The organism is Bacillus sp. FSL W7-1085 (assembly GCF_038595035.1).
Classification (GTDB): Bacteria; Bacillota; Bacilli; order Bacillales; family Bacillaceae; genus Bacillus; species Bacillus altitudinis.
In genome coordinates this window covers 2,806,795-2,833,552 of record NZ_CP152000.1, presented here as the reverse complement: position 1 = coordinate 2,833,552, position 26,758 = coordinate 2,806,795, and the positions used below count along the sequence as shown (strand labels likewise).

Sequence of the window (26,758 nt, the reverse complement as noted above, 5' to 3'; positions counted from 1 at the left end):
GGGGATCATCGTATGATAGAGACAAGCAAAACGAACGTGAATATTTGTCCAGAAGGAAGAACCTGCGGACGCTGATCATTGAGCACTCTAAGTGCCTTGATTGGTGTCCGCTTTTTTTATTGGGAGACGCGTCTTTCCCTTATCAATGGCGTATCTGGATACGGAACAAAGGTGTTGAGGAATGTGGTAATACGAGAGGGACATTCTGAGCCTGGATAGCAGCTGGTCTGCGGCGGCCGTATCGAGGACAGTTTTTCATTTTACTTGATGATTGACTGTACTTGGCATCCTCTCGGAGTGTAGTCATCATTTCAAAATCTATTTAAGCGAATAGCGTAAGGTGGTGCTTATTCGGCAAGGAGCGAGTGAAATGAAGATCAGGGATTCTGTTTCTAAAGAGACATTAAAGCAATTTAAAAGCATTGCTCCTGGTTCTAATAGAAAGAAGGAGAACGATGCTGATCCCATTACGAAAAGGGATTGGGAAGAAATCATGGGAACGAGAAGCGAAACGTATCAACGACAAGGCGGCCGGGTCCGAAGAAAACGCTGATTTGATGGGAACAGTCGTCTTTTGGGTGTATGGCTGCAGGTGCTTTGGTGAGGGATAGGAGCGCAAAAATATAAAAAGGGAGATGATGAGCATGGCATCAGGATTTGGCGTATCTGCGAATCCAACAAAAGCAAATCACAAAATCGGAGAGGATAAGGTTGTAAAAATTGCGGTACAAAACCACAACGACTTTAGTGCTGGTCCCAACCTTATTCCACAAAGAAAGGTTAATGGCAAGTGGGAGACAATTAAAACAAATTCCCCGAACCCGCTTAACCCAGGTGAAAAACTTTATGATCAATTTGACATCACAGAATCATTCGGTAACAAGAAAGGCACTTATCGATTCAGAGTGGACGTAGAACGCTACGACAAAAAGGGCAATCATGTTGCAACCCTTGGAACATTCTATACTAGCGAATTTTACGTTAAATAGAACCAATTCACTGAACGCCTGAAAATTTCCAAATCACCTCCGATATATGTTTAGGAGGTGATTTCTTATGAATGAAATTAACGAAACCAACGAATTTACATCATTTGAACAGAGTAAATACATCGAAATTTATTTGAAACAATTTGGGAAAAAGATGCATAAAGCAACTATTAATCAACAAACAGCATTTAAAGAGAAAATAAAAAAGCAGCATAATAGAAAAGAGATTCAAATGCTTTTGGGTAGGACTGAAGATATTATAGAGAATAAGAAATCTAATAAGCATTACATTACAGCTCTTTTTGCAATCATGTCTTTTTTATTTGGAAGCATGTTGAATCATGGTATTACAATGGTTAAAAAATTAGGTGTACATGCGCCTACATTTACGATCTTGTATGTTGCTTTTTTAACTTTGGGAATTTGGCGCATGCAATCCTTTGTTGATAGAAAAGAGTACAAATTATTGATTAGATATAAACGATTACTACAAGAATGTTTAGATGAAATTCCAAATAGAAGTTTTAAATAAGTACCGGACACCTTAGGATATAAGGTGTTTTTTTAATTGGAGGAGATACATCATGAATATCAAAACAATCCCCGTACATAAAATTAACCCTGCACCATATAACCCCCGAATTGATCTGCAGCCAGGAGATCCTGAGTATGATTCACTAAAACAATCTATAGAAAAGTTTGGATACGTTGATCCGCTCATCTGGAATGAACGGACTGGCCATCTTGTAGGAGGCCATCAACGTTTCAAAGTATTGATGGAGGACAATCCAAGTGAAATTCTTGTATCTGTTGTATCGCTTAATGAGGAAGACGAAAAAGCATTAAATATTGCCCTTAATAAGATAGATGGCGATTGGGATGAATACAAACTCACTGAACTAATCAAGGAACTAGAGAAATCAGGGTATGATCTCAGTGCAACAGGATTCAGTGATACGGAACTAGAGGACATTCTTCAACAATTGGAGCATACAGGGCAAGGTGGAACTGTCTCTGAGAGTAAAGAAATTGATTTAGATGACTTTGGAGATGATCAGTTTGAACATACATGTCCTAAATGCGGTTTTGCATACAATGAGTAGGTGACAACATGAACTATAGATGGAAATTGAGTGATCTAAAAAACATCCCTTCCAATGGGCTGAAAGTGTTCAGTACATTCTCGTGCGGTGGTGGCTCATCAATGGGCTACAAATTAGCAGGGTTTGAATTGCTGGGAAACTGCGAGATCGATCCGCAAATGATGAAAATCTATAAAAAGAATCATAAGCCGAAATATCCTTATCTCATGGACATTCGAGAGTTTAACCAGATCCCGCTCTCCGATCTTCCTGAAGAACTCATGAATCTTGATGTGTTCGATGGATCGCCACCATGCAGCGTGTTTTCAACGGCCGGAAAAAGAGAAGAGGATTGGGGAAGAGAAAAGGCGTTCAGAGAGGGACAAGCTGTCCAAAAACTAGACGATCTATTCTTTCATTACCTGGATGCTGTGGAACGTTTGCAGCCGAAAACCTTTGTGGCTGAGAACGTAAGCGGCATGATCAAAGGGAAAGCAAAGGGGTATGTGAAGCTTGTCATTGAGCGAGCAAAAGAAATCGGGTATGACGTTCAGCTGTTCTTGCTGAACGCGGCCACAATGGGAGTCCCGCAAAGAAGAGAGCGGGTCTTTTTTATTGGCCGTAGAAAGGACCTGAATCTGCCACCGTTGAAATTGGCTTTCAATGAACCACCGGTCACATATGGAGAGTTTAGAAGTGGACATGGATCAAGGCTGAATGAATCAAGTAAAACATATAAAAGATGGATTAAGCGGCGTCCGTCTGATGGCAACATCGGAGACATCACTAAACGAACAGAAGGTAAAGAGAGGAATTTCAATACAGTATTAGTTAAAAACAGTTTAGTTCCGCCAACACTAGCAAGCGGTTCTGTCTTTATTAGATACGATGAACCTTATTATATCTCTGAAAGGGATATTATTCTGATGCAATCTTTCCCACTGGATTATGACTTTATGGACGCTTCAGTACAGTATGTCTGCGGGATGAGCGTGCCTCCAGTGATGATGAAACGGATCGCAGAACAGATACATTTACAATGGTTTAAATAAAAAAAGAGGGTGCTGACAACACCCTCCCTTCAAAGACAGAAAGAAACTCCCTGCCTAAGAGCGTGATCAAGACGCGGCCGCGTTTGTGGGAAAATATCACGCTCTCATCCACTATTGTAATGGAGGACAGGGAGAATGACAATAGAAAATACAAACACACGTTCCCTTTCTGACGAAGAAAAGATGGAAATGCTTATGACTATTCAAGCTGAACAGGCTGAAGGTATAGATAAATCAAAAGAGAATTATCGCAAAATTGCACAGGCTTGCATCACTCAATGGGTGAGAGATTTTAAAGAAGGCAACATCGAATTGTCTTCAGTAGAAGATCTGAAGAAGCTCATAGAACTCGACATCGATCTTCAGAAGCATGACGATATTTGAAAACAAACTCAAACTTAATTCAGTAGCTCGGAGGTGGGTGATATGTAATGGCTAGACCGAGAAATCCTAAAAGAGATCAGGCATTCCAGTTGTGGAAGGAAAGCAATGGAACCCGCTTACTGAAAGACATTGCTGAAGAGTTAGAGTGTTCCCAAACGCTTATCCGCAAATGGAAGAACCAAGACTCTTGGGATGAGAAATTGAATGGTAACGTTACTAAACCAAAAGGGAAATCCAATGGTAACGTTACTAAACGTCCTGGCGCTCCGAAAGGGAGTAAAAACGCCAGAGGTAATAAAGGAGGTAAAGCGCCACCTGGTAACCAAAATGCTAAAGGCAACAGGGGTGGCGCAGCTCCTAAAGGGAACAAAAATTCATTCAAGACCGGTGAATATGAAACGATCATGTTTGAGTACATGGATGAAAAGGAACAGAAGCTATTTACTGAAGTTGAGACCGATCCTCTGTACCAAATTGATCTATCAATACGATTATTGAGCGTTCGTGAAACAAGAATGATGCGCTTGATCACTAAATATGAGAATGGATTGACTGATAAGCAGCGGACAGTTTTGCAGCAAATGCGGAAGATGAAAGACGTTGTACAGGCTCCAGATAAAAATGGTCTGATTAAAGCTGTTCCGATAACTAATGAACGTCTAGCAGTCGTCCAGATTGAGGAGACAGATTCACCGCTGCTGGAGAAGATATTGAGCATAGAAGATGCTCTGACACGTGTGACCGCACAACGTGATAAAGCCATTAGGCAGAAAGTCGACATAATGAAAACTATGTCTGAATATGAATTGAGGCTTCGTGGTCTCGATCTTGCAAACCGAACGAGAGAAGCAGAACTGGAGCGGATTACCGCACGCCCTGTTGATGATTCGGTTCAAATTACTATAAAGAGAGCAAAGAAAAAAGGTGATGGCTGATGCAACTGATGGAAAAAGAGGTCAATCCACACTTTGAGGACTTTCTTTTTGACTGGGATCAGAAGTTTCAGTTCTTGGTGGGTGGTTATGGATCATCTAAAAGCTATCACATTGCGCTGAAACTCATCTTAAAGTTACTGGATGAAAAGAGAACAGCCCTTGTGATTCGTGAAGTCTATGACACGCACAGAGATTCCACGTTTTCTTTATTTGAAGAGATCGTGAATGATCTTGGACTCGATCATGTCATTCAGTGCCGCACATCACCGCTCATGCTTAAATTTCACAATGGCAGCCGGATCATCTTCAAAGGGTTGGACAAGCCAGCCAAATTGAAGTCGATCAACAACATCTCGATCATCTGGATTGAGGAATGTTCAGAAGTGAAGTATGAAGGATTCAAGGAGCTGCTTGGTCGTTTGCGTCACCCAACTTTGGATTTGCACATGATCCTATCAACTAACCCTGTCGGTCAGGATAATTGGACGTACAGACATTTCTTTAAGGATGATCAAAACAACCGATTTATCCTGGATGATGAAAAGTTATACAAAGAAAGAACGATCGCTATCAACGATACGTACTATCATCATTCTACAGCTGAAGATAACTTGTTCCTTCCGGTCAGTTACATCAAGCAGCTGGACGAACTAAAGGAATATGATCCCGACCTTTATCGCATAGCCCGAAAAGGTCATTTTGGCGTTAACGGAATTCGTGTTCTTCCTCAATTCGAGGTGCAGCCGCATGAAGATGTGATGCTGGCCATCTCAAATATCAATCGACCTTTGCTTAGAGCGGGCATGGACTTTGGTTTCGTTGATTCATATAACGCTGTTGTTAGGTTGGCTGTGGATCACGAGAAGAAGTATCTATACATCTATTGGGAATATTACGATCGTGGCAAGACTGATGATGTTACTGTCGAGGACTTGAAAGAGTTCATTGAAACAAAAGAGCTCATAAAGGCCGACAATGAACAAAAGACAATCGCGTATTTCCGCAAGATGGGATACAACATGGTGGCTGCTCATAAATTTCAAGGATCACGCTTGCAGTACACCAAGAAGATCAAGCGGTTTAAGAAAATCATTTGTTCCGACTCATGCACAAACACAATCTATGAGCTTCAGCCGCTCACGTACAAGACGGACAAGAATGGCAATATCATAGAGGACGAGTTTAAAATTGATCCTCATACCTTTTCAGCCATCTGGTATGCGCTTGATGACTATGAGGTAACCGACCTGAAAGAGAAACCAAAAGAGCGGACACGCCCGAACAGAGAAAGGAGGTCACGCTGATGAAAACGGTCAGAGCAACAGTGATGAAGGCCAATGTGTCTGAAACCACTAAGCAGATTTATGATGATGGATTTAATTACGATGCTGATGATGTGATCGAGCCGCCATACAATATCAAAGAGCTCAAACAAATGGCCGAGTATTCTACCATTCTTCAACAATGTATAGATGCATATAAAACAAATATTCTAGGTTTCGGATTGGGAGTTGAATACACTTTCGACTTCAACGCTGAGAACGCAACAGAGGGAAAGAAAAAGGCAGCTGAGAAAGAATGGACAAGGCTTGAAGAGTTTGCCAGATATATGAACTATGATGAGTCAGCCGAAGTGGTCCTTGGTTATGTGATAGAAGACCGAGAGAAAACAGGGAATGGATTTGTCGAAGTGCTGCGAGAAGGTACAGGGAAGCCTGCAGGTATTGAATATCTGGATGCACAATATATTCGTGTTTGTAAGTTAGGCGATTCCGTTGAGATCGACTTTAAGTATACAGATCATGGTGAAGTTAAGACCATGAAAAGAATGAAACGGTTCAGAAAGTATGTGCAGCAAGTCAACACTAAAAAAGTATTCTTCAAAGAATACGGCGATCCAAGAACATTGAACGCTTCTACGGGAGAATACAGCGAAGACACTCCTTCTAATCTTGTAGCAAGCGAAGTCATTCACTTCAAGATAGGCAGCGGTACATATGGTGTTCCTCGTTGGATTGGTAACATCGTCAATATGTATGGAGCCCGCAAAGCTGAAGAACTGAACTATCTGTATTTTAAGCAAGGGCGGCATGTGCCGGCAGCCATCACAGTGGAAAATGGCATGCTGTCTGAATCCTCGTACGAACAGTTGCAGGAATACATGAACGGCATCGAGGGATCAGACAATGCACATAAATTCCTGTTACTCGAAGTGGAAGGGATTCCGAAAAAGGATGAGCTATCAAATGATGAAGAGCCAGCTAATGTAAAGGTAGATATAAAATCACTAGCCGAGATTCTCCAGGAAGATGCTCTGTTCCTTGAATACGACGAGAAGACGAGAAATAAGATACGTTCTTCTTTCCGTCTGCCGCCGATCTACACAGGTGAATCACAGGATTATAACAAGGCGACAGCTGACACCGCTCGTAAGACAACTGAGGAACAGGTATTTCAGCCAGAGAGAATGATCATCACTGGCAAGCTCAATACACTCTTTCTTCCTGATCTCGATCTCTGGCATGTGCGCCTTATATTAAATGGTCCTGACTTTCGTGATCCGCTCGAAATTGCAAAGGTCCTTACGCCGTTTATTCAAGCAGGAGCGGTTTCACCGAATGATCTGCGTGATCTGGCTGGCCGTATTCTTGGTAAGACACTTGAAGAATGGCCAGAGGAAGAATATCACCGACCAATTGAGGCGAAGCCAAAGGCATCAACTAGCTTACTTGATACGGTTTTTCAAAAGTCTGCGGGCACTAACAATGAATTGGTATCTATCCTCAAAGACCTTAGGGATGAACTAGAGGAGATCCGCAAATGAGCAAGATCGATCAGCTGATAAAAAACATCAATACCTTTGTGCAAAAAGCGGAGGAAGATGAGGTCAAGGAACTTGAAGCAGCTGTAGCAGATTTCCCTGAACTGGAGGATATCCCTTCTTTGGTGGAAGAGTACGAGAAAACCGCCGCAAAACTTCTCAGATTGCAACGCAGGACGTTTTTAAATGCTTTGAATGGTTTTATATCCAAGGATGATTCGGAGACGTTAGAATCAATTCTAGCGTTCTTCCAAAATGACTTGTTCGCAGTTGATGAATTTGCGGAGTTGTTCGGAAAAGAAACTGCTGTCTTTCTAACACTTACCGTCACGCAGCTGGCTGAGAAGATCATGCATTCCATCGATGCAGATATTCCATTCAAGGTGCTTTCTGAGAAAACTGAACAGTGGATTGAATCATGGTCGACAGAGTTGGCGCGGCTGATGAAGCTGAATACTCATGCAGCTATTGAACAAACGCTGAAAGAGGGAATAAAAGAAGGCCACTCTATCCAGGAGATTGAATTGGAGCTGAAGGACCTTCCTGAATTCAGCCGGAAGCGCGCACGTGTGACAGCTGTAACTGAAGTGTTGACCGCTTCTTCTGTCGCTCAACATGAATCATATGTACAATCTCCAGCTGTAACGGGGAAGAAGTGGAAGCATAGTGGAGGGAAAAAGAATCAGTCAAGAGAAAGTCATGTGCAGCTGGATGGAACTATCATCCCTCTCGATGAAGAATTTGAGATACCAGGAAGCGGAGAGCGCTGCATGTTTCCGAGAGATACACAGCTCACGCCAAAAGAGCGAGTGAACTGTCATTGTGCGGTTGGTCCTGTGGTTGATCCTGTTATTCTAGGATTGTCGGTTGAAGAGAAAGAAAAAATACGTCTTAACGAGGTATTTTAGAGGAAAAAGAAGGCATGAATCTTTAAAAATATATTGATTAAAATATCTCTGAAAACTAATTTGGAGGTATTTTTAAAATGAGTAATATCAAAAGTGAAGTAGTTTCAAGTTTCACACGAAATGGGAAAATGTATTTGGTGCTAGAAATAGACACTAAAGACACTTTGCAAGGAACGACAAGTTTTCCTATTCCATGGCCTGACTGGGGAGACTTCGATTTCGATGTAACATTTAGAGGTGGAGAGTTATGTTTAACTGTGCTTTATAAAGGAAATAAAAAGTGGGAACAATGTGTTCAAATTTTAGATGAATGTTATCAGCCTGGTGACATTGATCTTTTCAGTATAGGTGAAGCAAAAATCTATATGAGATACATTAGCTGTTGTCCAATTGAAAATGGAGTGAACGTACGTTTTGCAATCTGGGCAAGGGCTGGTAAGTTTAAAATTGAACTAGGTACATTTAATCGAGATATTACTGCTTAACGTCGTTGACGTTGAGCTTTCTTTTTGAAAGGAGGTGAATGAATTGCCACGGGAATTGATTAATGCAAAAATCACACACGTTTCATACGTAGACAAGGCTGCTAATCAAAAGCAGTTCTTTTTTATGAAATCAGAAAAACAGCCAGACTTTCAAAAAGAGATCAAGGTCCTTGCGAAGGCTGATGATGCACAGCGTCTTGTATATGGAATTGTATACGAACCACACGTTGCGGATGCTCATGGAGATTACATGACACCAAAAGAGATCGAAAAAGCCGCTCATGGATTCTTGAAGGATGCCCGTCATATTGACAAGCAACATGATTTCCAAGGTGGTGTCGGGGAAGTCGTTGAATCGTACATTGCTCCGTCTGATTTTGAAATGGGCGGTGAAGTGATCAAGAAAGGATCGTGGGTCCTTGTGACGAAGGCTTCCGATGAAATTTGGGAACAGATTCAAAAGGGCGAGATCACCGGATATTCAATGGCGGGAACAGCAGACATAGGAAAACAAGAGCGTGAGCCAGCTTCTGATGAGAAGGGGCTTTTTTCTTTGCTCAAAAACTTCTTTTTGAAGAATGAGAAGCCTGAGACAGAAGTGACAAAGGCAGGTAAAAAGTTTTCTGCTGCCAATCTAAATGAGCTGAAAAATGCAAGAGCCGCTATTGACAACTTACTAAGTCAAGCGGAAGAGAAGGAGGAGAACGAAGAAGTGAACAAAGAAGAACTGCAAAAGATGCTAGAGGACACAATTGCACCGGTTGTAAAGCGCTTGGATGACCTTGAAAAAGGAGAAGGCGAGCAGCAACCTGATCCGCAAGAAAAACACATTGACGAAGAGGTCGCAAAAGAACTGGCCGCAGCTGTAGAAAAGGCATTGGCTCCAGTAGTCGATAGAGTCGAAGCACTGGAAAAGGCACGTCCGCAAGGTAATGGAGTAGGAGATCAACAACAAGACTTACAAAAATCTGAAACGGTATGGGGCGGCTTGCTTTAAGCCGAGAAAAGGAGGAACTAGAGTGAGAAATCAAGAGGTAATTAACAAAGCGGAAGTGACGCTTGGTACATTAAAGACAGGCGGTCTCATGAATCCGACCCAATCTAGCACATTTATTCGTATGGTGCAAAATGCACCAACACTGCTACAAGATGCACGTGTCATTCCAATGGATAGCGATGCACAAAAAATTGAAAAAATTGGTTTTGGTCAGCGGATTCTTCGTCCTGGTGTGGAAGGAAAGGCAGTTCCTGCAAGTGATCGAGTTGCACCAACAACAAGCACTGTGGAGCTTAATGCAAAAGAAGTCATCGCAGAAGTGAATATTACGTATGACACACTTGAAAATAACATCGAGGGCGATGCTTTGCAAAACACCATCATGCAAATGCTGGCGGAACGAGCGGCAGTAGATATTGAAGAATTGATCCTAAATGGTGATACAAAATCTGAGGATACTTACCTTGCGCAGCTTGATGGTATCCGAAAGCAAGCCACATCTCATATCGTAGATGTTGCTGGTGAACCACTTACACGTCAAGTATTCAAACAAGGATACAAAGCTGTTCCACCAAAATATTTGCGCGTCCCACAAGAGTTCCGCTTCTATTCTTCTCCAGGGCAAGAGGTCGAGTGGAAAGACAAAGTAGCGGATCGTCAAACGAATCTAGGGGATGCAGCTGTACAAGGTGGACTTTCTTCTGCATTCGGTGTTCCAGTCAAAGGAATTGCAAACATGCAACCGTATGATGCGGACGGCACAGATGTTTCAGACATTTTATTGACTCATCCAAAAAACATCATCTTGGGCTTCTCTCGTAATATCCGTATTGAGGTTGATAAAGACATCCGTAATCGTAAGTTCATTATCGTCCTTACTGCGAAGCTCGACAGCAAATTTGAGGAAGAGGATGCTGTTGCTAAGATCATCAAGGTCAAGGAGTGATCAATATGTATACAGCTGAATTGATCAAGGGAAAGACATACTCTGTTATGGGTCATGTCTTTCTTTTAAATCAGGAAAAAGAGATTGAGAAAAAGGTCTTTCAATATCTCAATGGCAATGATTTTTTCTCTTGTAAGGAAGTGAAAGCTCCTGTTGATGATCCAAAAACGGATGATCAAACAAAAGAAAAGCCATCGGAAGAGGCAGAACCAAAAGAGGCCGAAGAAGAACCGCAACAAGAACAAAAAATCTACACTGAATCAGAACTGAAGGGCATGAACAAAACTGAACAAGAAGCCATTGTTATTGATCTTGGCGGCGATCCGACTCAGCTCAAAGATAAGAGTGAGAGAATTGCCTTCATCCTTGAGCATCAAGAAAAAGCAGGAGAGTAAGGCTGATGCTGATCTCTCCTGAAGAAGTTAGGGCTTATACCGTATTCGAGAGCGTGAAAAACCGTTCGGAGGAACTATTGGAAAGTGACATCATTGAGGCTGAAGCTGAGGTATTTAAGATTGCAGGTCATGATTTCACAAGTGAAAAATATCAGCCGCTCCCTGAAAAGGCAAAGATCGCATTGATTAAAATGGCGCAGTTCTTCGCATTGATCAACGGCGATGAATCAATCATAAAAGGGTACAAGTCGGAAAAGATTGGTGACTATTCATACACCTTGGCAGATGGTAACGCCATTTCAAAGCCAGATGTGTATAACCTGTTGATAGATTTCATTGAGCCTGGAGAAGTGCCAGAAGATCCAGGTAACGTCAAGTTAAGGTTGAGATCGCTATGAGCTATCAATCATTATTAACGGATCGATGCGATATTTTCCACTTACAGAATGAGCAGCTGTCAAAAGATCGCTATGGAATACCTGCCCAAGATGCGCAACCGGTCTTTTCATATCCTGATGAGCCTGATCAAGTTGATCAAGCATGTTACTTCACAGAGAGAAATCAAAACATCACACAGCAGGAGCCAAATGCAACCATTCATCAATCGTATCTTGTTCATTTTCCTATTACCGCTGATGTTCGTCTAAATGACAAAGTAGTATGGGAAGGCATTACTTTGAAACTGCAAAAGCCCAGACGGATCAAAAATCACCACGTTGAGGTGGTAGCGATGAGGAGTGGAAGCCTATGAGGATTGATGGTCTTGATCAATTCATTGAGGACTTGAATGCAGCTGTTAATGGCGGCTTGCAAGCTGAATATGAAGAGTGGTTGGAAGCGATGGGTTATGAGTTCTTGGATATTGTTCAGGATGAGGTCATTCGTACAAAAACAGTGGATGCTCGTCGTTTGCTCAACTCATTCCAAAAAGGAGACCAAGAAAACGTCTTTTCAATGAGTAGCGGTGGACTTACTCTTGATGTTGGGACCAACTTGGAATACGCATCGTACACAAACGATGGCCACTTTACCATTGATCCCTCCAAGAATCAGGACAGACGTTGGGTTCCTGGTAGGTGGGTTGGTGACAGATTTGAATATGACCCAAATGCCGAAACAGGGATGCTCCTAAAATTTCAATGGGTTGAGGGCAGCGGCTATTGGGAAAATGCACTTTCAATTTTCGAACAGATGTTTGAACATTCATTGGAACGCAAGCTGCAGCAATGGATCGATGAACAATTTTGGCGGTGATTAAATGAATCAAGAAATCGGCGCCATCATGCATTATTGTTACAAGCGGTTTCCGGTGAAAGTATATGAAAAAGAGATTCCCGAACAATTTCAGGTCCCATCGATGTACTTTCCTGCAGCATGGACAAATACAAGAAACGATACTGTTTCAACGTTCCTCAAAACATACACGCTGCATATTAAAGTGTTTCACAAAGATTCTGGACAGGCTCATGATGCGGCAGAAACAATCATTGATGCCTTATCAGCTGATCGAAACATCATTCAAATGGTCAGTGAAGAAGGTGAACCGCTTGATGATTATGTCCGCATTAAGAGGGCGGAAACTAGGAATGGTGATCAAGGCGTGGCAACGATTGTCCTCACATGGGATAGTGCCTATTGGTACAACCGAGACGCGCAGCCAAGCCTTGACGACATAAATTTTTCAGATGGGGTGATAAAAAGTGGCCAAGAATAAAAACGAGCCGGTGAAAGAAGAAAAAGTGACACCGGTTATTCCAAAGGAACCAGGGTTCTCATTTGAAGCCTTGAAAGAGCACAGCAAGGAATTGTTTGGCGTAAAGCCTGAAATCCTTGAAGGTGCTCTTTTTTATATCAAAGATCAACCAATTACAAAAACAGAAGCAAAGAAGCAGATTGATGCTTTTTTGTCTAAGGAGGTTTAAGCATGAATGGAGGTACTTTCACACTAGGTACAGAAAAGAAGCGTCCTGGTATCTACTTCAATTTCAAAACCACAGCACAGCAACGTATCACGTTAGGTAATCGCGGAACCGTTGCACTTCCAATCACGATGAGTTGGGGAGAGCCGAAGACGTTTATCTCTATCTCAGGCATCGAGGACTTAAATAAAAAAGTCGGATTAAATATCGATGACAAGTCACTGCTTCTTTTCCGAGAAGCGAAGAAAAAAGCACAAACGGTCTTGCTTTACCGTCTGAATGAAGGTGAGCCAGCAAAGGCTCAGATCAGCGAGAATTTCAACGTTCTTGCTAATTATGGTGGACAGAAAGGGAATGAGGTCACGATCCAAGTCACTGAAAACGTATTGGATAGCTCCAAGCGTGATGTGGTGACATACGTTGGTACAGACATTGTTGATAAGCAGGTTGTCACTGATGTCAAAGAGCTGAAGCAAAACAAATATGTTTCGTTCTCTGGTGAAGGTGAAGTGACGATTACCGCTGGTGTAACACTAAGCGGCGGGAAAAATGGTGTGCCAAGCGTGGCAGATTATACAGCCTTCTTAGAAGCAGCTGAAACAGAATACTTTGACGTGATCGCGCTGCCTAATAACACTAGCGAGCAGTTAAAAGCGACATTTGTGGCCTTCGTCAAGCGTTTGCGTGATGATCAAGGGCGTAAGGTGCAAGGTGTTTTGGCAAACTATCCGGCTGATCATGAAGGAATTATCAATGTCACAAGCGGTGTTCTGCTAGAAGACGGCACAGAGATCACGCCAGCCAAAGCAACTGCATGGGTGGCCGGTGCATCTGCAGGAGCAAACTTCAATCAGTCGTTAACCTTTGTTGAATATGAAGGGGCTGTGGATACGTTAGAGCGTCTTGATAATGATCAAGTGGAATACCGTTTATCACAAGGCGAATTCTTGTTCACATTTGATGCGAGAGATCGCACAGTAAGCGTTGAGAAGGACATTAACTCTTTAACGACTTACACAACAGAGAAGAACAAGACATTTGCTAAAAACAAGATCATTCGTGTGCTTGATGCGATCAACAATGATCTCACACGTGAATTGAAGGATTTAATTAAATTGCGCAAAGCAAATGGCAATGACATTCCGGCATCTGATGATGGACTTCAGCTGGTGAAAACTCTCATCACGCAATATCTCACGCAGCTCCAAGACGGATCTGGAATCACTGGCTTTGACTCCGAAACGGACATCACGATCAGCTTAAATGAAGATCGTGACGGTTTCTTGATTGATCTAGCTGTTCAACCTGTTGATGCAGCTGAAAAATTCTATTTCAATGTAGAGGTGAAATAAGATGGCTTTTAAAGCGCAGAATACCATTTCAGGTAAGGAAGGGCGTCTTTTCCTCGATGGTGAGGAATTGGCGTTTATTAAAACGTTTGAAGCGAACGTGGAGAAAAACAAATCAGAGGTCAATGTCATGGGCCGTCGTATGACCGGTCACAAGACAACCGGTGCGAATGGTACTGGCACAGCGACTTTCTATAAAGTCACATCACGTTTTGTGCAGCTCATGCTGAATTACGTGAAGAAGGGACAAGATCCGTACTTCACCATTCAGGCAGTTTTGGATGACAAATCATCTGGCCGCGGCACTGAACGTGTCACATTGTTTGATGTGAACTTTGATTCTGCAAAGATCGCGGGGCTTGATGTGGATTCAGAAGCACTGGAAGAAGAGGTTCCTTTCACGTTTGAGGACTTTGATCTTCCTGAGAAGTTGAAGGATTCTTTTTAACTTCTAGTTTGATTTATAGAAGAATCGAATATATAATCAATATATAATTATTTGTTGCGGTTGGTTTATCTAAATTGCAACTTGCGTAGAATAAAAAGAAGCCAGGATGTTGGTAGCATCCTAGCTCTTGAACAGTGTACAATTTTTTTGACCATCAAGAGCGTGGCTTTATCCTTTGTTAGAATAAGCACTTTTAGAAAATAGACTCTACCCTTAAACTGGTCGAAGGCTCAAGGGAGGTCTATTTTTTCTTTTTAAATAGTGCCAACAGTGTCACTACGAAAGTCAGAATGCTTACGGTGAAAATCCCAAAAGCAATCATTAGACTAATCGCTTCGAACGTTGACATGAGCATCACCCCCTTTCTAACGGGGATGAGCCAGACCGCCCTTGATAAATTGTACGATGTCTATTATACATGAAAAGATTGGAAAGCACATTCAAAAATTGGATGTGCTTTTTTGCATTCAAAAAACAAATCAAAGGGAGTTTTTAAACATGAGCGAAAAACAAACAAACAACGTATATGATCTTTCATTCTTTATGCCAGGACAAACAGCTGAAACAGAAGAAATCAAATCAATCATTTCAAAGCGCTTTGTTGATAAAAAGGGTGAAGTGATTCCATTCGTATTCAAAGCCATTACAACTGAACGCATCGATGAACTGGAGAAAGAAAACACGACTTTCAAAAATGTTAAAGGTCGTGGACGTGTGAAAGACTTGGATTCTCAACGCTTCTATGCACGTATTGCGGTTGAATCTACTATCTATCCGGATTTCAAATCAAAGGAATTGCGTGAGGCATATGGCACACAAGATCCAGTCGAAGTGGCAAAGCGTGTCCTATCTGTCGGCGGTGAATATGCGAACTGGTTAAACAAAGCCATTGAGGTCAACGGTTTTGAAGATGAAATTGAGGACCTTGAAACAGAAGCAAAAAACTAATAAAGGACGGGAATAAAGAGGCGGTGTATCTGTATTACTGCATGCATGAACTTCATTATTCCCCGTCCCAGCTTTTAGAGGTTTATGAAGCGCCAAGGCAATTCAAAGCCTTTTTGTTTGGGTTGATAGCCCACAAACTTGAAGTGTTAGAAAAAGAATCAAAGAAAGGGGGATAAGACATGGCTCGTTTAACCGCTCGGTTTGATTTACAAGACCGGATCACGCGTAAATTGCGTTTGATCAGAGGGGACTTAGAACGACTTGATAGATTGCGCCGCAGATCAGAGCGGCCAATCACTTTAAGAATCAGGGACAATGCCACAATTGCATTAAGACGTGTGCAACGGTTTGTATTGCGCGATCTTGCGCGAACTTATCAGCTGACGCTTGATGTAAATGATCTGGCCACAAAAGCACTACGAAAGTTCAATGGCTTCTTACAACGCAAGATGCCGCGTACTCATAGTGTGCTGATGCGCATTAAAGATCAGGCAACACCAGGTCTTGTTCGGTTGCGTCGTTACATCGATCGTAAATTTGGCAAAGTAGAGCGGTTTGCCATAACGGTTCATGATCGTGCAACCGCAGGGATCAGACGTATTGCATCATATGCAGCGCGTCAGCTTGGTCGGGGATACAGCTATACAATTAGAGCTGTTGATATGGTCCGACGTACTGTCAGCCGTATAGCGTCTTATACTCGAAACACGTTAGGGACTGAATACAGGGTGGCGATTAATGCGATCGATCGTTTCACCGCTCCAGTACGTGGAGCTGTCTCATTTGCAAATACCCACTTGGGACGGACTTACACAACCACAATCAAGGTTCTTGATCTTATCACAAAGCCATTGAGAGGGATCGTGTCAGCTGTCACCAGCACACTTGGGTTGCTTGGAGTAGGAGCCGGTACAACAGGTGGTATTGTCGTGCCGCTCAAAATGGTTGCGGATCGCCAGAACATGACCACGGCTTTTGAAACACTGCTCGGCAGCAGAGGAAAAGCAGATGCACGTCTGGACGAGCTGACGGCCTTTGCTGGTCAAACGCCATTTACTCGTGATGAGATTTTCGAGTCAAGTCGTGTTCTCCAAGTATTCACAGGGAACGCTCTATCGACTACAGAAGGCATGAAGCTAGTTGGTGACGTTGCTGCAGGTGTTCAGCGGCCATTCTCAGAAGTTGCGTTATGGATGGGGCGTTTATATGACGGCATTAAATCGGGGCGTCCTATCGGTGACGCAACGGCAGCGCTTCAGGAAATGGGGGCAATCTCTGGTGATGCCAGAGGTAAGCTCGAAAAACTTGCAAAGAGCGGCAAGGACATAAATAAAACGTGGCCAGAAGTAACTAAAGAGTTTGGCAAATACAACGACATGATGATCAAAATGTCGGACAACTTGGCCAACTTATTTCTGGGTGTCAAATCATTCATCAACAACAGCATCCTGATGCCTTGGGGTAAAGGACTAGCAGCTGCGTTCCAACCTGCGTTAGAAGCGTTCAGGACATGGCGTGGGGAATATTCCTTTGTGCTGACTGATCTATCAAACAAAGCTGAAAAGGCGGGCAAGAAATTTGCTAACAGCTTCCTTGATCCGACGAAGAGTGTTTTCGGATTCATTGGTGATCAGTTCAAAATCTTGTTTCCTGGTGAGAAGTTAACCAAAAAACAGACACAGGAACTGAAGGTCAAGTTTAAGGACAACCCTAAGCTGAAGAAGCACTTTGAACAGCTAGAAAAATACAGAAAAATGGACTTTGAAACTCGGTGGAAGCTCGTCTTAGATAATACAAAAGACGTCTTTGGCGAATGGTGGGAAAAGACAGGAAAGCCTGGTCTTTTCAAAATGGCCGAGAATGTCGGGAAGACTTACGGTGGCATCATAAACGGCGTGATCAACGGTCTGCTTGGTATTGATGACAAATCATCTGAGGACAGTTTCACTGATGCAGGAGCCAAAGCAGGAAAGATATTCATTGAATCATTTTTAGAAGCTCTTGATCCTGTGCAATTAGGTATTCGTATTGCCAAGAAGATAGGTGAGATCAACTGGAATGCCCTTACTGGAGAAGGCTCAATTGCTGGTGCACTGATTGCCAATGCATTTGCACTCGCATTCCTTGGAAAAGTGGCCACTTTATTAAAGCCGCTTAAATCCATCCTTTCAGGAGCCTTTGCTGCCTACAAATGGGGAAAAGGTTTAAGAGGAGGAATGGGAGCAGGAACGAGCGGCGGTGTAATTGGAGGTTCTGGAGGAGCAGGGAGACCGCCAAGGAACCAACGACCTCCTGAATATCGTCAGCCTTGGATCAATAGAGGTGAGCCAGTACGTCCAACAACGCCAAACCAAGGGCGTGGCGGTGGATTCTTAGGAAATCTCGGTAAAGGTGCAAAGAGCATCGGAAAACGTATTCCTATTCTCGGTACACTGATTGCGGCCACAGAACTGATCGGCATCAACAATGATAATAAAGGTGAAAAGATCGGTGGGTTCACAGGAAATCTAGGAGGCGGAATCGGTGGAGCGGCAATCGGAACAATGATCGCCCCTGGAATTGGAACAGCAATCGGTGGAATCTTAGGGAGCATCTTTGGCGGTGATCTTGGCAAATGGATTGGAAAGATGTTCGACAACGGAACCATCAAGAAAAAATGGGATGAGATCGTCAAATGGTCAGAGGATGCAATCAAGTGGATTAAAGATACATGGAAAGATATTTCTACTTGGTTCAATGACAACGTTGCTGAACCAATTGGTGGTTTTTTTGAAAAAGCATGGACAAAAATTAAAACCACTTGGGAGAAAGTCTCTAACTGGTTCATGGAAAAAGTATTCATACCTATCTATAACTTTGTTGTACCAATCATCAACTTTGTGGTTGGTGTTTTCACCGTTGCTTGGAACATTATTAAAACCATATGGGGTGTTGCATCAACTTGGTTCATGGAAAAGGTATGGAAACCATATGGTCAATATGCAGTAGAAGCCATTGGTGTGGTATGGAATAAACTTGTTGATACATGGAATTGGATCAAAGAGACATGGGGAGTATTGTCTGAGTGGTTTAATGAATATGTGTGGACACCATTTAAGACATATGGCATTCCAGCTATCATGTTTATCTGGAATCTATTCAAAGGTACATGGAACTGGATTAAAACAACATGGGTGATACTTGCAGCTTGGTTCGATGAGTATGTGTGGCAGCCGTTTAAAACTTACGCTTTACCAGCCATTATATTCGTTTGGAATCTATTTAGAAACACGTGGAATTGGATTAAAACTACGTGGGAAAAACTCTCTACTTGGTTTTATGAAAACGTATGGCAGCCATATAAGAAATATGCGGAACCAGCGATTTCCTTCGTGTGGGAGAAATTCCAAGATGCCTGGAGAATTATCAAAGGTATCTGGAAGACAGTGAGTGGATGGTTTGAAAAATATGTTTTTAATCCGCTAAAAGACCATGCTGAAAGGTTAACGAGCACATGGAAAGGCTTATTTGACATTGTTGGGAATGTAGTCGGTAAAGTTAAAGAAATTAGTGGAAATGTATTTCATATCTTTGAGAAAAAAGGAGAAGAAAAAACAGGCCTGAAAAAGAAAGAGAAAACAGCAAATAACGCCACCGGTGGTTATATCACAAAACCAACACTTTCATGGATCGGCGAGGCAGGGAAAGAATTTGTCATACCAACTGAAAACAATAAAGGTCGAGGGAAGATGCTACTTGCTCAGGCTGCTTCACATCTCGGAATGTCTGTTGTGCCAAACGGTGCATCAACCTCTCCAGCAAGCTCATCTTCTCCAATGAGACCGGCGGCTGCGTCATCAGTTTCCACGTCTGCAAGTGGATCGGTATCAATTGGGGATGCGGGCAACGCATCAAAATATGGGGAACAGTTCACGTCTGAATTTGAGAAGGGACTAAATAATAAAGTCATCTCAATGGAGCAATGGAAACAAGCTAATATCAAGCAACCATTTACTCAAATTCAGACTTCGACTCCGCAGTATGGTGTTCAAACTGTCAGTGGCTTTGCTGCAGGTCAAAACATGACACCAACTGGCACAGGTCAATTCTTAGATCAAAATGTAAGGCAACCCTTCGTATCTGCTCGACAAGAGTCACCTACATGGGGAGCTGGAATGATTGACGCCTTTAACAGCGGCATGCGTTCCAAAGGAAGCGAAGTGACACAAGCAGCCAAGGACATGGCCAAGAAAGTGGAGCAGGCGTTTAGGGAAGAGCTAGACATTCACTCCCCTTCACGCGTCATGATGAGTCTTGGAAAATTCGCATCGATTGGTGTCGTCAAAGGTCTTGATTCAGTTGACGTGAAGAAATTCGCAGAGAATCAAGCCGGTTCCTTAATCGCTGCATTTAGTGGTATGGGTGCATCTAACCTGAGTGTTCAACAGTGGCTGATGGCTGCTTTAATGGCAACCGGCACATCGATGAGCTGGCTACCTGGTTTGATGACGATCGCGCAGAATGAGTCACGTGGAAACCCGAAAGCGATCAACCTATGGGATTCAAACGCCAAGAGAGGAACGCCGTCTAAAGGATTAATGCAGACCATTGATCCGACCTTTAATTCAAACAAAGCAAGCGGCATGAATGACATCTGGAACCCGATCCATAATGCTGCAGCTGCTATCAATTACATCAAAGGCAGATATGGAAGTGTCTATAATACGCCTGGATTGAGAAGTATCAGAAACGGTGGACCATATAAGGGTTATGCAAACGGTGGTTTAATCACGCAAGAGCAAATCGCCAGAGTGGGTGAAGGAAACAAGCGTGAATGGATTATTCCTGAAGAGCGCGGCATACGTGGCCGCTACTTGTTGGCTCAAGCTGCACAGGCTTTAGGAATGGACGTATACGATCCGGCCACCGCTACATCATCTGAGCTTTCACAAGGGCAGGTCCAAACAGTAACAGCTGGCACAGCAAATGCACCGTCTGCTTCTGGTGGTTCAAAACAGGTCATCATTAACTTTAATGGTGATCAGCACTTCCATAACGGCCAAGATGAAGATTCACTTGTTGAAAAGATCAAACGATCAATAGCTGAAGAACTAGAAGTAGAGATCAACACAGGAACGAAGGGAGTCGTGATTGATGGCTAAATCAAAATATCAAATGTGGATTTCACAAGGGAAGGACAAATTACGATTCCCTGTTCTTCCTGAGAAATTGGAACTCAGTAACAACGTACAAAATGAATCTATCAAAGTATCAAAATTTGGCGAGCTCACATTCTTGGATGTACCAGGGGCTCGCCAAATTTCATTTACAGCCTTTTTTCCCAAGAAGTATACACCGATCACTGAATATAAAAGTATTCCATCACCAGAGAATGCGATTGCCAAAATAGAGCGATTCATGAAGTCAAAAAAGCCTGTACGTTTTATTGTCACAGGAACCAAAATCAATATGCAATGCAGTATAGAAAGTTTCAATCACAATGAAGGTACGTATGACGTTGGTGATCGAGAATTCACCCTGCAGCTGAAAGAATACAAAACCGCATCACCTAGGAAGATTAAACGGAAAGCGAAAAAGAGCAGCAAAAAACGCAGCTCAAAAGGCGCGCCAAAAGTGTACACCGTTAAAAAGGGCGATACATTGTGGGATATTTCTGGCCGATTCTATGGTGATAGTACAAAATGGCGCCGCATTTGGAATGCGAATAAAGCCGCAATGATCAAACGAAGTAGACGCAATATTAGACAACCAGGGCATTGGATTTTCCCTGGTCAAAAATTGAAAATACCACAATAGGGGGGCTGACATTGATTGAGCTTTTTGCCATCAGAAGCGGAACCATGTATGAGCTTGTGACAGAGAGTGTGACACTTCGGGGGCAAAGGTATCAGGCTCCCCGCTCAATACAATCAACAATCGTTACAAAACAAGGAAGTCAAAAGTATTACAGCATCAAAGAAGGAGACACGGTTCTTTTCAAGTGGAAAGGAAAAGAACTCTTTCGAGGAACAGTGTTTGCAAGAACGCCGAAGGACGAAAAGCTCACTTTTACTGCTTACGACATGCTTCAGTATTTGGTGAAGAACCAGGATGTCTATGTATTTGCAAATAAGAGAGCTGATCAAATTATGAAGAGGCTTGGTCAAGATTTTCAGATCCCGATGACGTCGATCGCTAACACTGGCCATGTCATTAAATCACTTGTATTCAAAAACGATACAAGCCTTTATGACATCATCCTGCAGGCGTTGAAAGAAACAAAGAAGCAAACAGGGCGTAACTATCAAATCTATTCTGCTAAAGGAAAGATGGGGCTGAGAGCGTGGCCTGATCCGTCCGAAGTATGGGTCATTGAATCAGGCGTGAATCTCATTGATTATCAGTACAGCACCTCGATTGAGGAAACGGCCACACGTGTGAAGATGAGAGCAACACATGTGGAAAAAATTAAGGTGCTGAAGAAGGAAAAAAAGAAATCAAAGTCTACTGATCAGGACAAAGATAAGAAAACAGCTAAAACCACGAAGCCGAAAACTGTCACTCAAAAGAAAGAGATTGAGATGTTGGCTGTGGCGAATGATAGTGCTGCTAGAAGTAAATACGGTATCCTTCAGCACGTTGAAAGAGTGTCAGGAGAGATCAACAAAGCACAGCTGCAAAAGAGAGCAGATGTCCGACTGGCTCAAAAGAAAGGCGTAAAAAAAGAGCTGAAAAGTATTCAAGCTCTAGGTATTCCTGGATTACAAAGCGGCATGCCAGTACGCATTATCATTCCTGATATCGGCATTAAAAAAACGTACTGGATCGATCAAGACAGCCATGAATTTAAAGGAACCAAACACACCATGACGATCGATGTCGTTGAAAAGAATACAATCCCAACGGGGAATCAGTCATGAAACTAAGCGATGCAATCAAGCGATTGGCCGTCGATGCGGTTGATGCACAATCGCCAATGGAATTGATACTCGGTGATGTTGTATCTGTTTCTCCTCTTAGTGTTAGGCTCAACGAAAATGACAAACTCATCATTCCTGAAGAACTCTTTATCTGGCCAGCCCGATTAGATGAGGGGGAAGATGATGAGCTAGAAGAAGGCGATAGTGTCATGGTCCTTGCGATGACAGGCGGTCAGATGTTTTACATCTTAGATAAAGTAGTAGGAGGTGGTTCATGATGGCACTCTCTCCAGAAGAAGAAATTGAAGATTTCGAGGAGGATGAAGAGGATATTGTTGAACCTTCGACTACCTACCGAATCGACTTTGAGTCTGGCCGTTTAACCAATGAAAAGATTAATGGTCTCGATGCCATTCGCCAATTTGTCTATATGGCTTTGCGAACGGAACGATATTCACATGCCGTTTATAGCCATGATGTAGGATGTGAGGTTCAAGAAGCTGTGTCTGATGAAGAATCAACGGACGAATACAAGGAGATGGAGATCCCGCGGCTCATTGAAGAAGCACTTCTTGTTGATGAGAGAATCGAAAGTGTTCAAGATTTTGAGATCACTAAAGAGGGGGCAACCTTTAAGGTGATATTTGAAGTGGTGACAGATGAGGGAACCTTGGAGATCGAGGAGGTGATTGGCGAAGATGTTTGAAGAACAGTCTTATGAAGCCATCATGGAACGCATGTTGGAACGTATACCGGATGATATTGATAAACGTGAAAATAGCGTGATATGGAATGCGTTGGCTCCTGCAGCTGCGGAACTTGCTCAATCTTATATATGGCTTGATCAGGTATTCGATCTTGTCTTTGCGGATACAGCGCAGGGAGAATTTTTAGATAGACGAGCTGCTGAAGTTGGGATCACACGTAAAGCGGCAACAAGTGCTGTATGGTCCGTTGAAGTCGCGCCTGAAGGTATCAGAATACCAATTGGCTCAAGGTTCTACATTGACAGTCTATATTTTCAATATCAATCTGACGGCACGCTGAAGTGTGAAACCACTGGTGCTGTAGGCAATGGAAATTTTGCAGAGCTGCCGCTCCTATCTCTCGATAACATACCAGGACTTGAGTCTGTCATATTTGAAGAATTGAAGATACCAGGGCAAGAGGAAGAAGATGATGAAGCTCTTTATGAGCGGTACTTGATGAGGGCAAGACGTGAAGCTGTAAGTGCCAACAAAGCTCACTATAAAAAGTGGGCTGAAGAAGTAGAAGGAGTTGGCAGGGCGAAGGTTTTTCCTCTCTGGAATGGTGAAGGCACAGTGAAAGTTGTCATCACTGACGGGAATTTTGATGTTGCGACGGATCTGCTCGTCAATAAGGTGCAGGAGTACATTGATCCAGTTCCGGGCGAAGGGGAAGGCCAAGCACCGATTGGAGCTACCGCAACCATCGAGAGTGCTAAGTGGAAAGATGTTGAGGTGTCCGTATCCGTGGAGCTCAAAATGGACTATTCACTGGAAGATGCTCAACAAGAAATAGAAGAGAAGATCAAGTCTCTCCTGAAATCACTTGCTTTCGAGGAGAACGTGATCAGAATGTCAGCGATCAATGACATTTTGTATCATGCGGATAGTGTGTCTGATTATGCGGATGTATTGATCAACGGTGAGGCAAAAAACTTACCGCTCCAAGACATTGAAATCCCGCGTCTAGGGCAGGTGATCGTCAATGAGCAAGTATGATGATATGAAAGCCTATTTACCTTCCTATCTAACGGAGATCACAGATTTTGATGAGCTCATGAAATCCGAAGCTCCTGAGATGGAAATGCTAGACGATTCTATTTTTGATATGACGGATCAGCTTTTTCCGATCACAGCCACGTGGGGGCTTAATCGATGGGAAAGGATGCTGAAGGTGCAGCGTGAGTCAGGTGACTCGATTGAATTGCGAAGGGCACGTATATTGAATCTCATGTCCAACATTCCACCGATCACGTATGCATCACTAGAAAGAGCAGTGAACCGGTTCTTGAAGAACCCTAGCGCAGTGGTTCGTCTAACGACAGGCCGCTATCATTTCTCTTTACGAGTGAACCTGGATGATCTGCAAAACACAAGATACATCGTTGAAACACTTGAAAATCTCAAACCGGCTCATTTGGCTTACAAATTCACAAGCGTTCATCATACTGATGTTCATGAAATCAAAGATTATCGTAACCGGCTCACACTGCGCAGCAGAGTGGGCTTTTTTGATCACATCCCCATCTTACTCAATGGTGAATTTTTAATAAATGGTACGTTTTATCTTAGCGGATCACGCAATTCAACAGATATTCCAGTGCGCTTCAGACAAACCCTAAAGATGACCATGAAACTCAAAAAAGAAATGAAAGTTTCTGGCCGTACAAGATATGTCATGGTAGGAGCCAAACATGAAACGGATCAACAAGCGGCTCTTACGCTTCGATCGCGCTTCAATCAGGTTAGAAAAGAAAAAAAGAAAATGACATTCCGCATGGCTGCTCATGTATCAAATGAGCAAAGCGGAAGTGTAATCATTAAACAGAAATATTGGACGCTTGATGGATCAGTACCGCTAGACGGTTCAAAATATCTAGCTGCCACGTCCAAACAAATAGATTTATAAAGGAGGATCACAATGGCTGATCAATTAACCGTTACAACGCTTTATGCTCGCCAACAAATGGCCAAGGCTAGAGCAGAAGGAACAAAGCTCACAAAAGTCGTTAAGATGGCTTTTGGGAATGGTGGGACGAAAGATGGCAAGCCAATCTCCCTGGATGGAACAGAACAAGAATTAAAGAGTGAGCTTGTTCAAAAAGAAATTGATTCATATGAATTCATGGAGCCGGCGAAGATCCGGTACACGTGCACCATCTCTGAAGGAGAACTGGCAGGAGAAGTCATCAACGAATTGGCTCTTGTTGATGAAGATGGAAAGTTTACGGCCATCCGTACCATGACAGACAAGCAAAAAGATGGTGATATTGAATTCATCTTTGAGATTGATGATATTTACTAGGAAAGGAGTGCTCATAGATGGACATTAAATCTCCTAAAGTATTTGAAACAAGTGACAAAGCCCATGCTGATTTATTCAATGACATGGTAAATGTTTTACTTGAGAATGATCAGAGACTGTTAGAACAACTCATTGGCCATATTCAGGATACCAAGCCACATGCATCTGCAGCAGAGAAGAAGAAATGGAATGAATCGCAGCTTTATAAGATCACAGCTGATGACGGCAAATACTTGATTTCTGTTCCTGCTGACAAAAATATTTTTGATGCGATTAAAGACAAAGGGACCTGTACTTTCATTGCATCCCCAGGTGTAGAGGATTCCCCTGCGCCTAGTAACTCATATTTAAGAGGAATACAGACTGTTGGCCAAAACAATATCGGAACTGGATTTGCTGTAGACACGTCAGGTAATGCATATTACTTCTACTATAATTCCAACCATATTTCAATTACCTGGACGCAGCTTCCAACATCAGCTGAAAAAGATAAATGGAATAGTGGCCAACTGTATAAAATCACTCAAGATTCGGGTGATCGTAAGCCGCTTCCAACTGTTTTGAATGGAACCGATATATTGTCTTTACCCCCTGGCCGTTATTATGCAGCTGGTCAATATCTTACAAACATGCCGACCACAAACGATTCGTCATGGTTTAATATCGATGTTGAAAGAGCGGGCACTCGAAAAAATTTCCATGTCATAAGAAGTGTTGATAATGTGCATTGGTTTGGAACAGTACACACAGATGGTTCATTTAAAGAATGGGAACGAATGCTGACTGAAAAAGATGCAAAACTCAACTGGAAGTACCCCACAATCGGCAATGGTTGGAAAACATACCAGTCTGAGGTCAATAATGATTATCGGGTACGTGTTGCAAAGGATGCGCTGGGAACTGTTACTGTTAAGGGAGCAATTGCCGGAGGGACATTAGGTGATGTACCTGCCTTTATGTTACCAGAAGGATGTGAACCAGTTGCTCCTTTCTACAATCTTGGAGTCGCTTCAAGTACCGGTGGTTTTAAAGGACCTCAATATAGTAGACAATATATCGCAACTGATGGCCGTTTCTGCATACAAAGCACAAGCAGCAATACTGAGTTTATTGTTGTGAACTGCATGTTTAAGGCAAAGGAGGGATAGAC

Annotated in this window: 33 protein-coding genes; 32 read left to right on the top strand and 1 reads right to left on the bottom strand. The window is 42.7% G+C overall.

Annotated elements, in window-relative coordinates:
• Positions 1 to 370 precede the first annotated feature (370 nt).
• From MKY11_RS14705 to MKY11_RS14605, 21 genes are all read left to right on the top strand, one after another.
• Positions 371 to 553: a hypothetical protein gene (locus tag MKY11_RS14705; protein ID WP_342501539.1), complete on the top strand. Its 183-nt coding sequence runs from the start codon at positions 371 to 373 to the stop codon at positions 551 to 553.
• A 91-nt stretch (positions 554 to 644) separates the two neighbouring features.
• Positions 645 to 989 carry a structural protein gene (locus MKY11_RS14700; RefSeq protein ID WP_342501538.1) on the top strand — a complete coding sequence of 115 codons (345 nt, stop codon included), beginning with the start codon at positions 645 to 647 and terminating at the stop codon, positions 987 to 989.
• Positions 990 to 1,056: 67 nt separating this feature from the next.
• Entirely contained in the window at positions 1,057 to 1,521 is a 465-nt protein-coding gene (locus tag MKY11_RS14695) for a hypothetical protein (protein ID WP_003213013.1), read from the top strand.
• Between the two features lie 52 nt (positions 1,522 to 1,573).
• A complete protein-coding gene (locus MKY11_RS14690) occupies positions 1,574 to 2,092 on the top strand; it encodes a ParB N-terminal domain-containing protein (RefSeq protein ID WP_342501537.1) in 519 nt (172 codons plus the stop codon).
• An 8-nt stretch (positions 2,093 to 2,100) separates the two neighbouring features.
• On the top strand, positions 2,101 to 3,123 hold the full coding sequence (locus tag MKY11_RS14685) for a DNA cytosine methyltransferase (protein WP_342501536.1): 1,023 nt from the start codon (positions 2,101 to 2,103) through the stop codon (positions 3,121 to 3,123).
• 135 nt (positions 3,124 to 3,258) lie between these two features.
• Positions 3,259 to 3,507 carry a hypothetical protein gene (locus MKY11_RS14680; protein WP_342501535.1) on the top strand — a complete coding sequence of 83 codons (249 nt, stop codon included), beginning with the start codon at positions 3,259 to 3,261 and terminating at the stop codon, positions 3,505 to 3,507.
• Between the two features lie 47 nt (positions 3,508 to 3,554).
• Positions 3,555 to 4,442 carry a phage terminase small subunit gene (gene terS, locus MKY11_RS14675; RefSeq protein ID WP_342501534.1) on the top strand — a complete coding sequence of 296 codons (888 nt, stop codon included), beginning with the start codon at positions 3,555 to 3,557 and terminating at the stop codon, positions 4,440 to 4,442.
• A gap of 8 nt (positions 4,443 to 4,450) precedes the next feature.
• On the top strand, positions 4,451 to 5,746 hold the full coding sequence (locus MKY11_RS14670; RefSeq protein WP_342502113.1) for a PBSX family phage terminase large subunit: 1,296 nt from the start codon (positions 4,451 to 4,453) through the stop codon (positions 5,744 to 5,746).
• Entirely contained in the window at positions 5,746 to 7,266 is a 1,521-nt protein-coding gene (locus tag MKY11_RS14665; RefSeq protein ID WP_342501533.1) for a phage portal protein, read from the top strand. Before MKY11_RS14670 ends, MKY11_RS14665 begins: the two co-directional genes overlap by 1 nt.
• A complete protein-coding gene (locus MKY11_RS14660; protein ID WP_342501532.1) occupies positions 7,263 to 8,171 on the top strand; it encodes a phage minor head protein in 909 nt (302 codons plus the stop codon). The genes MKY11_RS14665 and MKY11_RS14660 overlap by 4 nt, the downstream gene beginning before the upstream one ends.
• Positions 8,172 to 8,248: 77 nt before the next feature.
• Positions 8,249 to 8,656 (top strand): hypothetical protein, encoded by a 408-nt coding sequence (locus MKY11_RS14655; RefSeq protein WP_342501531.1) that lies wholly within the window; start codon positions 8,249 to 8,251, stop codon positions 8,654 to 8,656.
• Positions 8,657 to 8,699: 43 nt separating this feature from the next.
• Entirely contained in the window at positions 8,700 to 9,653 is a 954-nt protein-coding gene (locus tag MKY11_RS14650) for an XkdF-like putative serine protease domain-containing protein (RefSeq protein ID WP_342501530.1), read from the top strand.
• Positions 9,654 to 9,675: 22 nt separating this feature from the next.
• On the top strand, positions 9,676 to 10,599 hold the full coding sequence (locus MKY11_RS14645) for a phage major capsid protein (protein WP_073979152.1): 924 nt from the start codon (positions 9,676 to 9,678) through the stop codon (positions 10,597 to 10,599).
• 5 nt (positions 10,600 to 10,604) lie between these two features.
• On the top strand, positions 10,605 to 10,994 hold the full coding sequence (locus MKY11_RS14640; RefSeq protein ID WP_342501529.1) for a YqbF domain-containing protein: 390 nt from the start codon (positions 10,605 to 10,607) through the stop codon (positions 10,992 to 10,994).
• A gap of 5 nt (positions 10,995 to 10,999) precedes the next feature.
• A complete protein-coding gene (locus MKY11_RS14635) occupies positions 11,000 to 11,392 on the top strand; it encodes a DUF3199 family protein (RefSeq protein ID WP_342501528.1) in 393 nt (130 codons plus the stop codon).
• Positions 11,389 to 11,745 (top strand): DUF3599 family protein, encoded by a 357-nt coding sequence (locus tag MKY11_RS14630; protein ID WP_342501527.1) that lies wholly within the window; start codon positions 11,389 to 11,391, stop codon positions 11,743 to 11,745. Before MKY11_RS14635 ends, MKY11_RS14630 begins: the two co-directional genes overlap by 4 nt.
• Entirely contained in the window at positions 11,742 to 12,248 is a 507-nt protein-coding gene (locus tag MKY11_RS14625; RefSeq protein ID WP_342501526.1) for an HK97 gp10 family phage protein, read from the top strand. The genes MKY11_RS14630 and MKY11_RS14625 overlap by 4 nt, the downstream gene beginning before the upstream one ends.
• Before the next feature lie 4 nt (positions 12,249 to 12,252).
• Positions 12,253 to 12,708 (top strand): DUF6838 family protein, encoded by a 456-nt coding sequence (locus tag MKY11_RS14620; RefSeq protein WP_342501525.1) that lies wholly within the window; start codon positions 12,253 to 12,255, stop codon positions 12,706 to 12,708.
• Positions 12,709 to 12,733: 25 nt separating this feature from the next.
• Positions 12,734 to 12,916, top strand: coding sequence for a hypothetical protein (locus MKY11_RS14615; RefSeq protein ID WP_234833592.1), 183 nt, complete (start codon positions 12,734 to 12,736; stop codon positions 12,914 to 12,916).
• 2 nt (positions 12,917 to 12,918) lie between these two features.
• Positions 12,919 to 14,265 carry a phage tail sheath family protein gene (locus tag MKY11_RS14610; RefSeq protein WP_342501524.1) on the top strand — a complete coding sequence of 449 codons (1,347 nt, stop codon included), beginning with the start codon at positions 12,919 to 12,921 and terminating at the stop codon, positions 14,263 to 14,265.
• Position 14,266: 1 nt separating this feature from the next.
• Positions 14,267 to 14,710 carry a phage tail tube protein gene (locus MKY11_RS14605; RefSeq protein WP_034282378.1) on the top strand — a complete coding sequence of 148 codons (444 nt, stop codon included), beginning with the start codon at positions 14,267 to 14,269 and terminating at the stop codon, positions 14,708 to 14,710.
• A 241-nt stretch (positions 14,711 to 14,951) separates the two neighbouring features.
• Here the strand turns inward: MKY11_RS14605 and MKY11_RS14600 are convergent, their stop codons facing one another.
• Positions 14,952 to 15,059, bottom strand: coding sequence for a putative holin-like toxin (locus MKY11_RS14600; RefSeq protein WP_198303823.1), 108 nt, complete (start codon positions 15,057 to 15,059; stop codon positions 14,952 to 14,954).
• 149 nt (positions 15,060 to 15,208) lie between these two features.
• Between MKY11_RS14600 and MKY11_RS14595 the strand changes: the two genes are divergently transcribed.
• The 11 genes from MKY11_RS14595 to MKY11_RS14545 are packed head-to-tail and all read left to right on the top strand — an operon-like array spanning position 15,209 to position 26,756.
• The gene (locus MKY11_RS14595) at positions 15,209 to 15,658 is read left to right on the top strand and encodes a phage portal protein (protein ID WP_342501523.1); all 450 of its coding nucleotides are present in this window, start codon (positions 15,209 to 15,211) and stop codon (positions 15,656 to 15,658) included.
• A gap of 29 nt (positions 15,659 to 15,687) precedes the next feature.
• Complete coding sequence (locus MKY11_RS14590) at positions 15,688 to 15,834, top strand: hypothetical protein (RefSeq protein ID WP_095117862.1); 147 nt, start codon at positions 15,688 to 15,690, stop codon at positions 15,832 to 15,834.
• A 3-nt stretch (positions 15,835 to 15,837) separates the two neighbouring features.
• Positions 15,838 to 20,799: a transglycosylase SLT domain-containing protein gene (locus MKY11_RS14585; protein ID WP_342501522.1), complete on the top strand. Its 4,962-nt coding sequence runs from the start codon at positions 15,838 to 15,840 to the stop codon at positions 20,797 to 20,799.
• The gene (locus MKY11_RS14580) at positions 20,792 to 21,454 is read left to right on the top strand and encodes a LysM peptidoglycan-binding domain-containing protein (protein WP_342501521.1); all 663 of its coding nucleotides are present in this window, start codon (positions 20,792 to 20,794) and stop codon (positions 21,452 to 21,454) included. Before MKY11_RS14585 ends, MKY11_RS14580 begins: the two co-directional genes overlap by 8 nt.
• Before the next feature lie 11 nt (positions 21,455 to 21,465).
• Entirely contained in the window at positions 21,466 to 22,557 is a 1,092-nt protein-coding gene (locus MKY11_RS14575; protein ID WP_342501520.1) for a phage portal protein, read from the top strand.
• Entirely contained in the window at positions 22,554 to 22,835 is a 282-nt protein-coding gene (locus MKY11_RS14570) for a DUF2577 family protein (protein WP_025092914.1), read from the top strand. The genes MKY11_RS14575 and MKY11_RS14570 overlap by 4 nt, the downstream gene beginning before the upstream one ends.
• The gene (locus tag MKY11_RS14565) at positions 22,835 to 23,263 is read left to right on the top strand and encodes a DUF2634 domain-containing protein (protein ID WP_342502112.1); all 429 of its coding nucleotides are present in this window, start codon (positions 22,835 to 22,837) and stop codon (positions 23,261 to 23,263) included. Before MKY11_RS14570 ends, MKY11_RS14565 begins: the two co-directional genes overlap by 1 nt.
• Positions 23,256 to 24,302, top strand: coding sequence for a baseplate J/gp47 family protein (locus tag MKY11_RS14560; protein WP_342501519.1), 1,047 nt, complete (start codon positions 23,256 to 23,258; stop codon positions 24,300 to 24,302). Before MKY11_RS14565 ends, MKY11_RS14560 begins: the two co-directional genes overlap by 8 nt.
• Positions 24,289 to 25,212, top strand: coding sequence for a YmfQ family protein (locus MKY11_RS14555; protein ID WP_342501518.1), 924 nt, complete (start codon positions 24,289 to 24,291; stop codon positions 25,210 to 25,212). Before MKY11_RS14560 ends, MKY11_RS14555 begins: the two co-directional genes overlap by 14 nt.
• Before the next feature lie 12 nt (positions 25,213 to 25,224).
• Positions 25,225 to 25,608 carry a phage tail protein gene (locus tag MKY11_RS14550; protein WP_342501517.1) on the top strand — a complete coding sequence of 128 codons (384 nt, stop codon included), beginning with the start codon at positions 25,225 to 25,227 and terminating at the stop codon, positions 25,606 to 25,608.
• 17 nt (positions 25,609 to 25,625) lie between these two features.
• A complete protein-coding gene (locus tag MKY11_RS14545; RefSeq protein ID WP_342501516.1) occupies positions 25,626 to 26,756 on the top strand; it encodes a hypothetical protein in 1,131 nt (376 codons plus the stop codon).
• The last annotated feature ends 2 nt before the right edge of the window (positions 26,757 to 26,758 follow it).

What these genes read in the sequence shown, in the direction of transcription:
- MKY11_RS14705 (WP_342501539.1), top strand. Translation starts at nt 371, where the DNA reads ATGAAGATCAGGGATTCTGTTTCTAAAGAGACATTAAAGCAATTTAAA.
- MKY11_RS14700 (WP_342501538.1), top strand. Translation starts at nt 645, where the DNA reads ATGGCATCAGGATTTGGCGTATCTGCGAATCCAACAAAAGCAAATCAC.
- MKY11_RS14695 (WP_003213013.1), top strand. Translation starts at nt 1,057, where the DNA reads ATGAATGAAATTAACGAAACCAACGAATTTACATCATTTGAACAGAGT.
- MKY11_RS14690 (WP_342501537.1), top strand. Translation starts at nt 1,574, where the DNA reads ATGAATATCAAAACAATCCCCGTACATAAAATTAACCCTGCACCATAT.
- MKY11_RS14685 (WP_342501536.1), top strand. Translation starts at nt 2,101, where the DNA reads ATGAACTATAGATGGAAATTGAGTGATCTAAAAAACATCCCTTCCAAT.
- MKY11_RS14680 (WP_342501535.1), top strand. Translation starts at nt 3,259, where the DNA reads ATGACAATAGAAAATACAAACACACGTTCCCTTTCTGACGAAGAAAAG.
- terS (WP_342501534.1), top strand. Translation starts at nt 3,555, where the DNA reads ATGGCTAGACCGAGAAATCCTAAAAGAGATCAGGCATTCCAGTTGTGG.
- MKY11_RS14670 (WP_342502113.1), top strand. Translation starts at nt 4,451, where the DNA reads ATGGAAAAAGAGGTCAATCCACACTTTGAGGACTTTCTTTTTGACTGG.
- MKY11_RS14665 (WP_342501533.1), top strand. Translation starts at nt 5,746, where the DNA reads ATGAAAACGGTCAGAGCAACAGTGATGAAGGCCAATGTGTCTGAAACC.
- MKY11_RS14660 (WP_342501532.1), top strand. Translation starts at nt 7,263, where the DNA reads ATGAGCAAGATCGATCAGCTGATAAAAAACATCAATACCTTTGTGCAA.
- MKY11_RS14655 (WP_342501531.1), top strand. Translation starts at nt 8,249, where the DNA reads ATGAGTAATATCAAAAGTGAAGTAGTTTCAAGTTTCACACGAAATGGG.
- MKY11_RS14640 (WP_342501529.1), top strand. Translation starts at nt 10,605, where the DNA reads ATGTATACAGCTGAATTGATCAAGGGAAAGACATACTCTGTTATGGGT.
- MKY11_RS14635 (WP_342501528.1), top strand. Translation starts at nt 11,000, where the DNA reads ATGCTGATCTCTCCTGAAGAAGTTAGGGCTTATACCGTATTCGAGAGC.
- MKY11_RS14630 (WP_342501527.1), top strand. Translation starts at nt 11,389, where the DNA reads ATGAGCTATCAATCATTATTAACGGATCGATGCGATATTTTCCACTTA.
- MKY11_RS14625 (WP_342501526.1), top strand. Translation starts at nt 11,742, where the DNA reads ATGAGGATTGATGGTCTTGATCAATTCATTGAGGACTTGAATGCAGCT.
- MKY11_RS14620 (WP_342501525.1), top strand. Translation starts at nt 12,253, where the DNA reads ATGAATCAAGAAATCGGCGCCATCATGCATTATTGTTACAAGCGGTTT.
- MKY11_RS14610 (WP_342501524.1), top strand. Translation starts at nt 12,919, where the DNA reads ATGAATGGAGGTACTTTCACACTAGGTACAGAAAAGAAGCGTCCTGGT.
- MKY11_RS14605 (WP_034282378.1), top strand. Translation starts at nt 14,267, where the DNA reads ATGGCTTTTAAAGCGCAGAATACCATTTCAGGTAAGGAAGGGCGTCTT.
- MKY11_RS14600 (WP_198303823.1), bottom strand. Translation starts at nt 15,059, where the DNA reads ATGTCAACGTTCGAAGCGATTAGTCTAATGATTGCTTTTGGGATTTTC.
- MKY11_RS14595 (WP_342501523.1), top strand. Translation starts at nt 15,209, where the DNA reads ATGAGCGAAAAACAAACAAACAACGTATATGATCTTTCATTCTTTATG.
- MKY11_RS14585 (WP_342501522.1), top strand. Translation starts at nt 15,838, where the DNA reads ATGGCTCGTTTAACCGCTCGGTTTGATTTACAAGACCGGATCACGCGT.
- MKY11_RS14580 (WP_342501521.1), top strand. Translation starts at nt 20,792, where the DNA reads ATGGCTAAATCAAAATATCAAATGTGGATTTCACAAGGGAAGGACAAA.
- MKY11_RS14570 (WP_025092914.1), top strand. Translation starts at nt 22,554, where the DNA reads ATGAAACTAAGCGATGCAATCAAGCGATTGGCCGTCGATGCGGTTGAT.
- MKY11_RS14565 (WP_342502112.1), top strand. Translation starts at nt 22,835, where the DNA reads ATGGCACTCTCTCCAGAAGAAGAAATTGAAGATTTCGAGGAGGATGAA.
- MKY11_RS14560 (WP_342501519.1), top strand. Translation starts at nt 23,256, where the DNA reads ATGTTTGAAGAACAGTCTTATGAAGCCATCATGGAACGCATGTTGGAA.
- MKY11_RS14555 (WP_342501518.1), top strand. Translation starts at nt 24,289, where the DNA reads ATGAGCAAGTATGATGATATGAAAGCCTATTTACCTTCCTATCTAACG.
- MKY11_RS14550 (WP_342501517.1), top strand. Translation starts at nt 25,225, where the DNA reads ATGGCTGATCAATTAACCGTTACAACGCTTTATGCTCGCCAACAAATG.
- MKY11_RS14545 (WP_342501516.1), top strand. Translation starts at nt 25,626, where the DNA reads ATGGACATTAAATCTCCTAAAGTATTTGAAACAAGTGACAAAGCCCAT.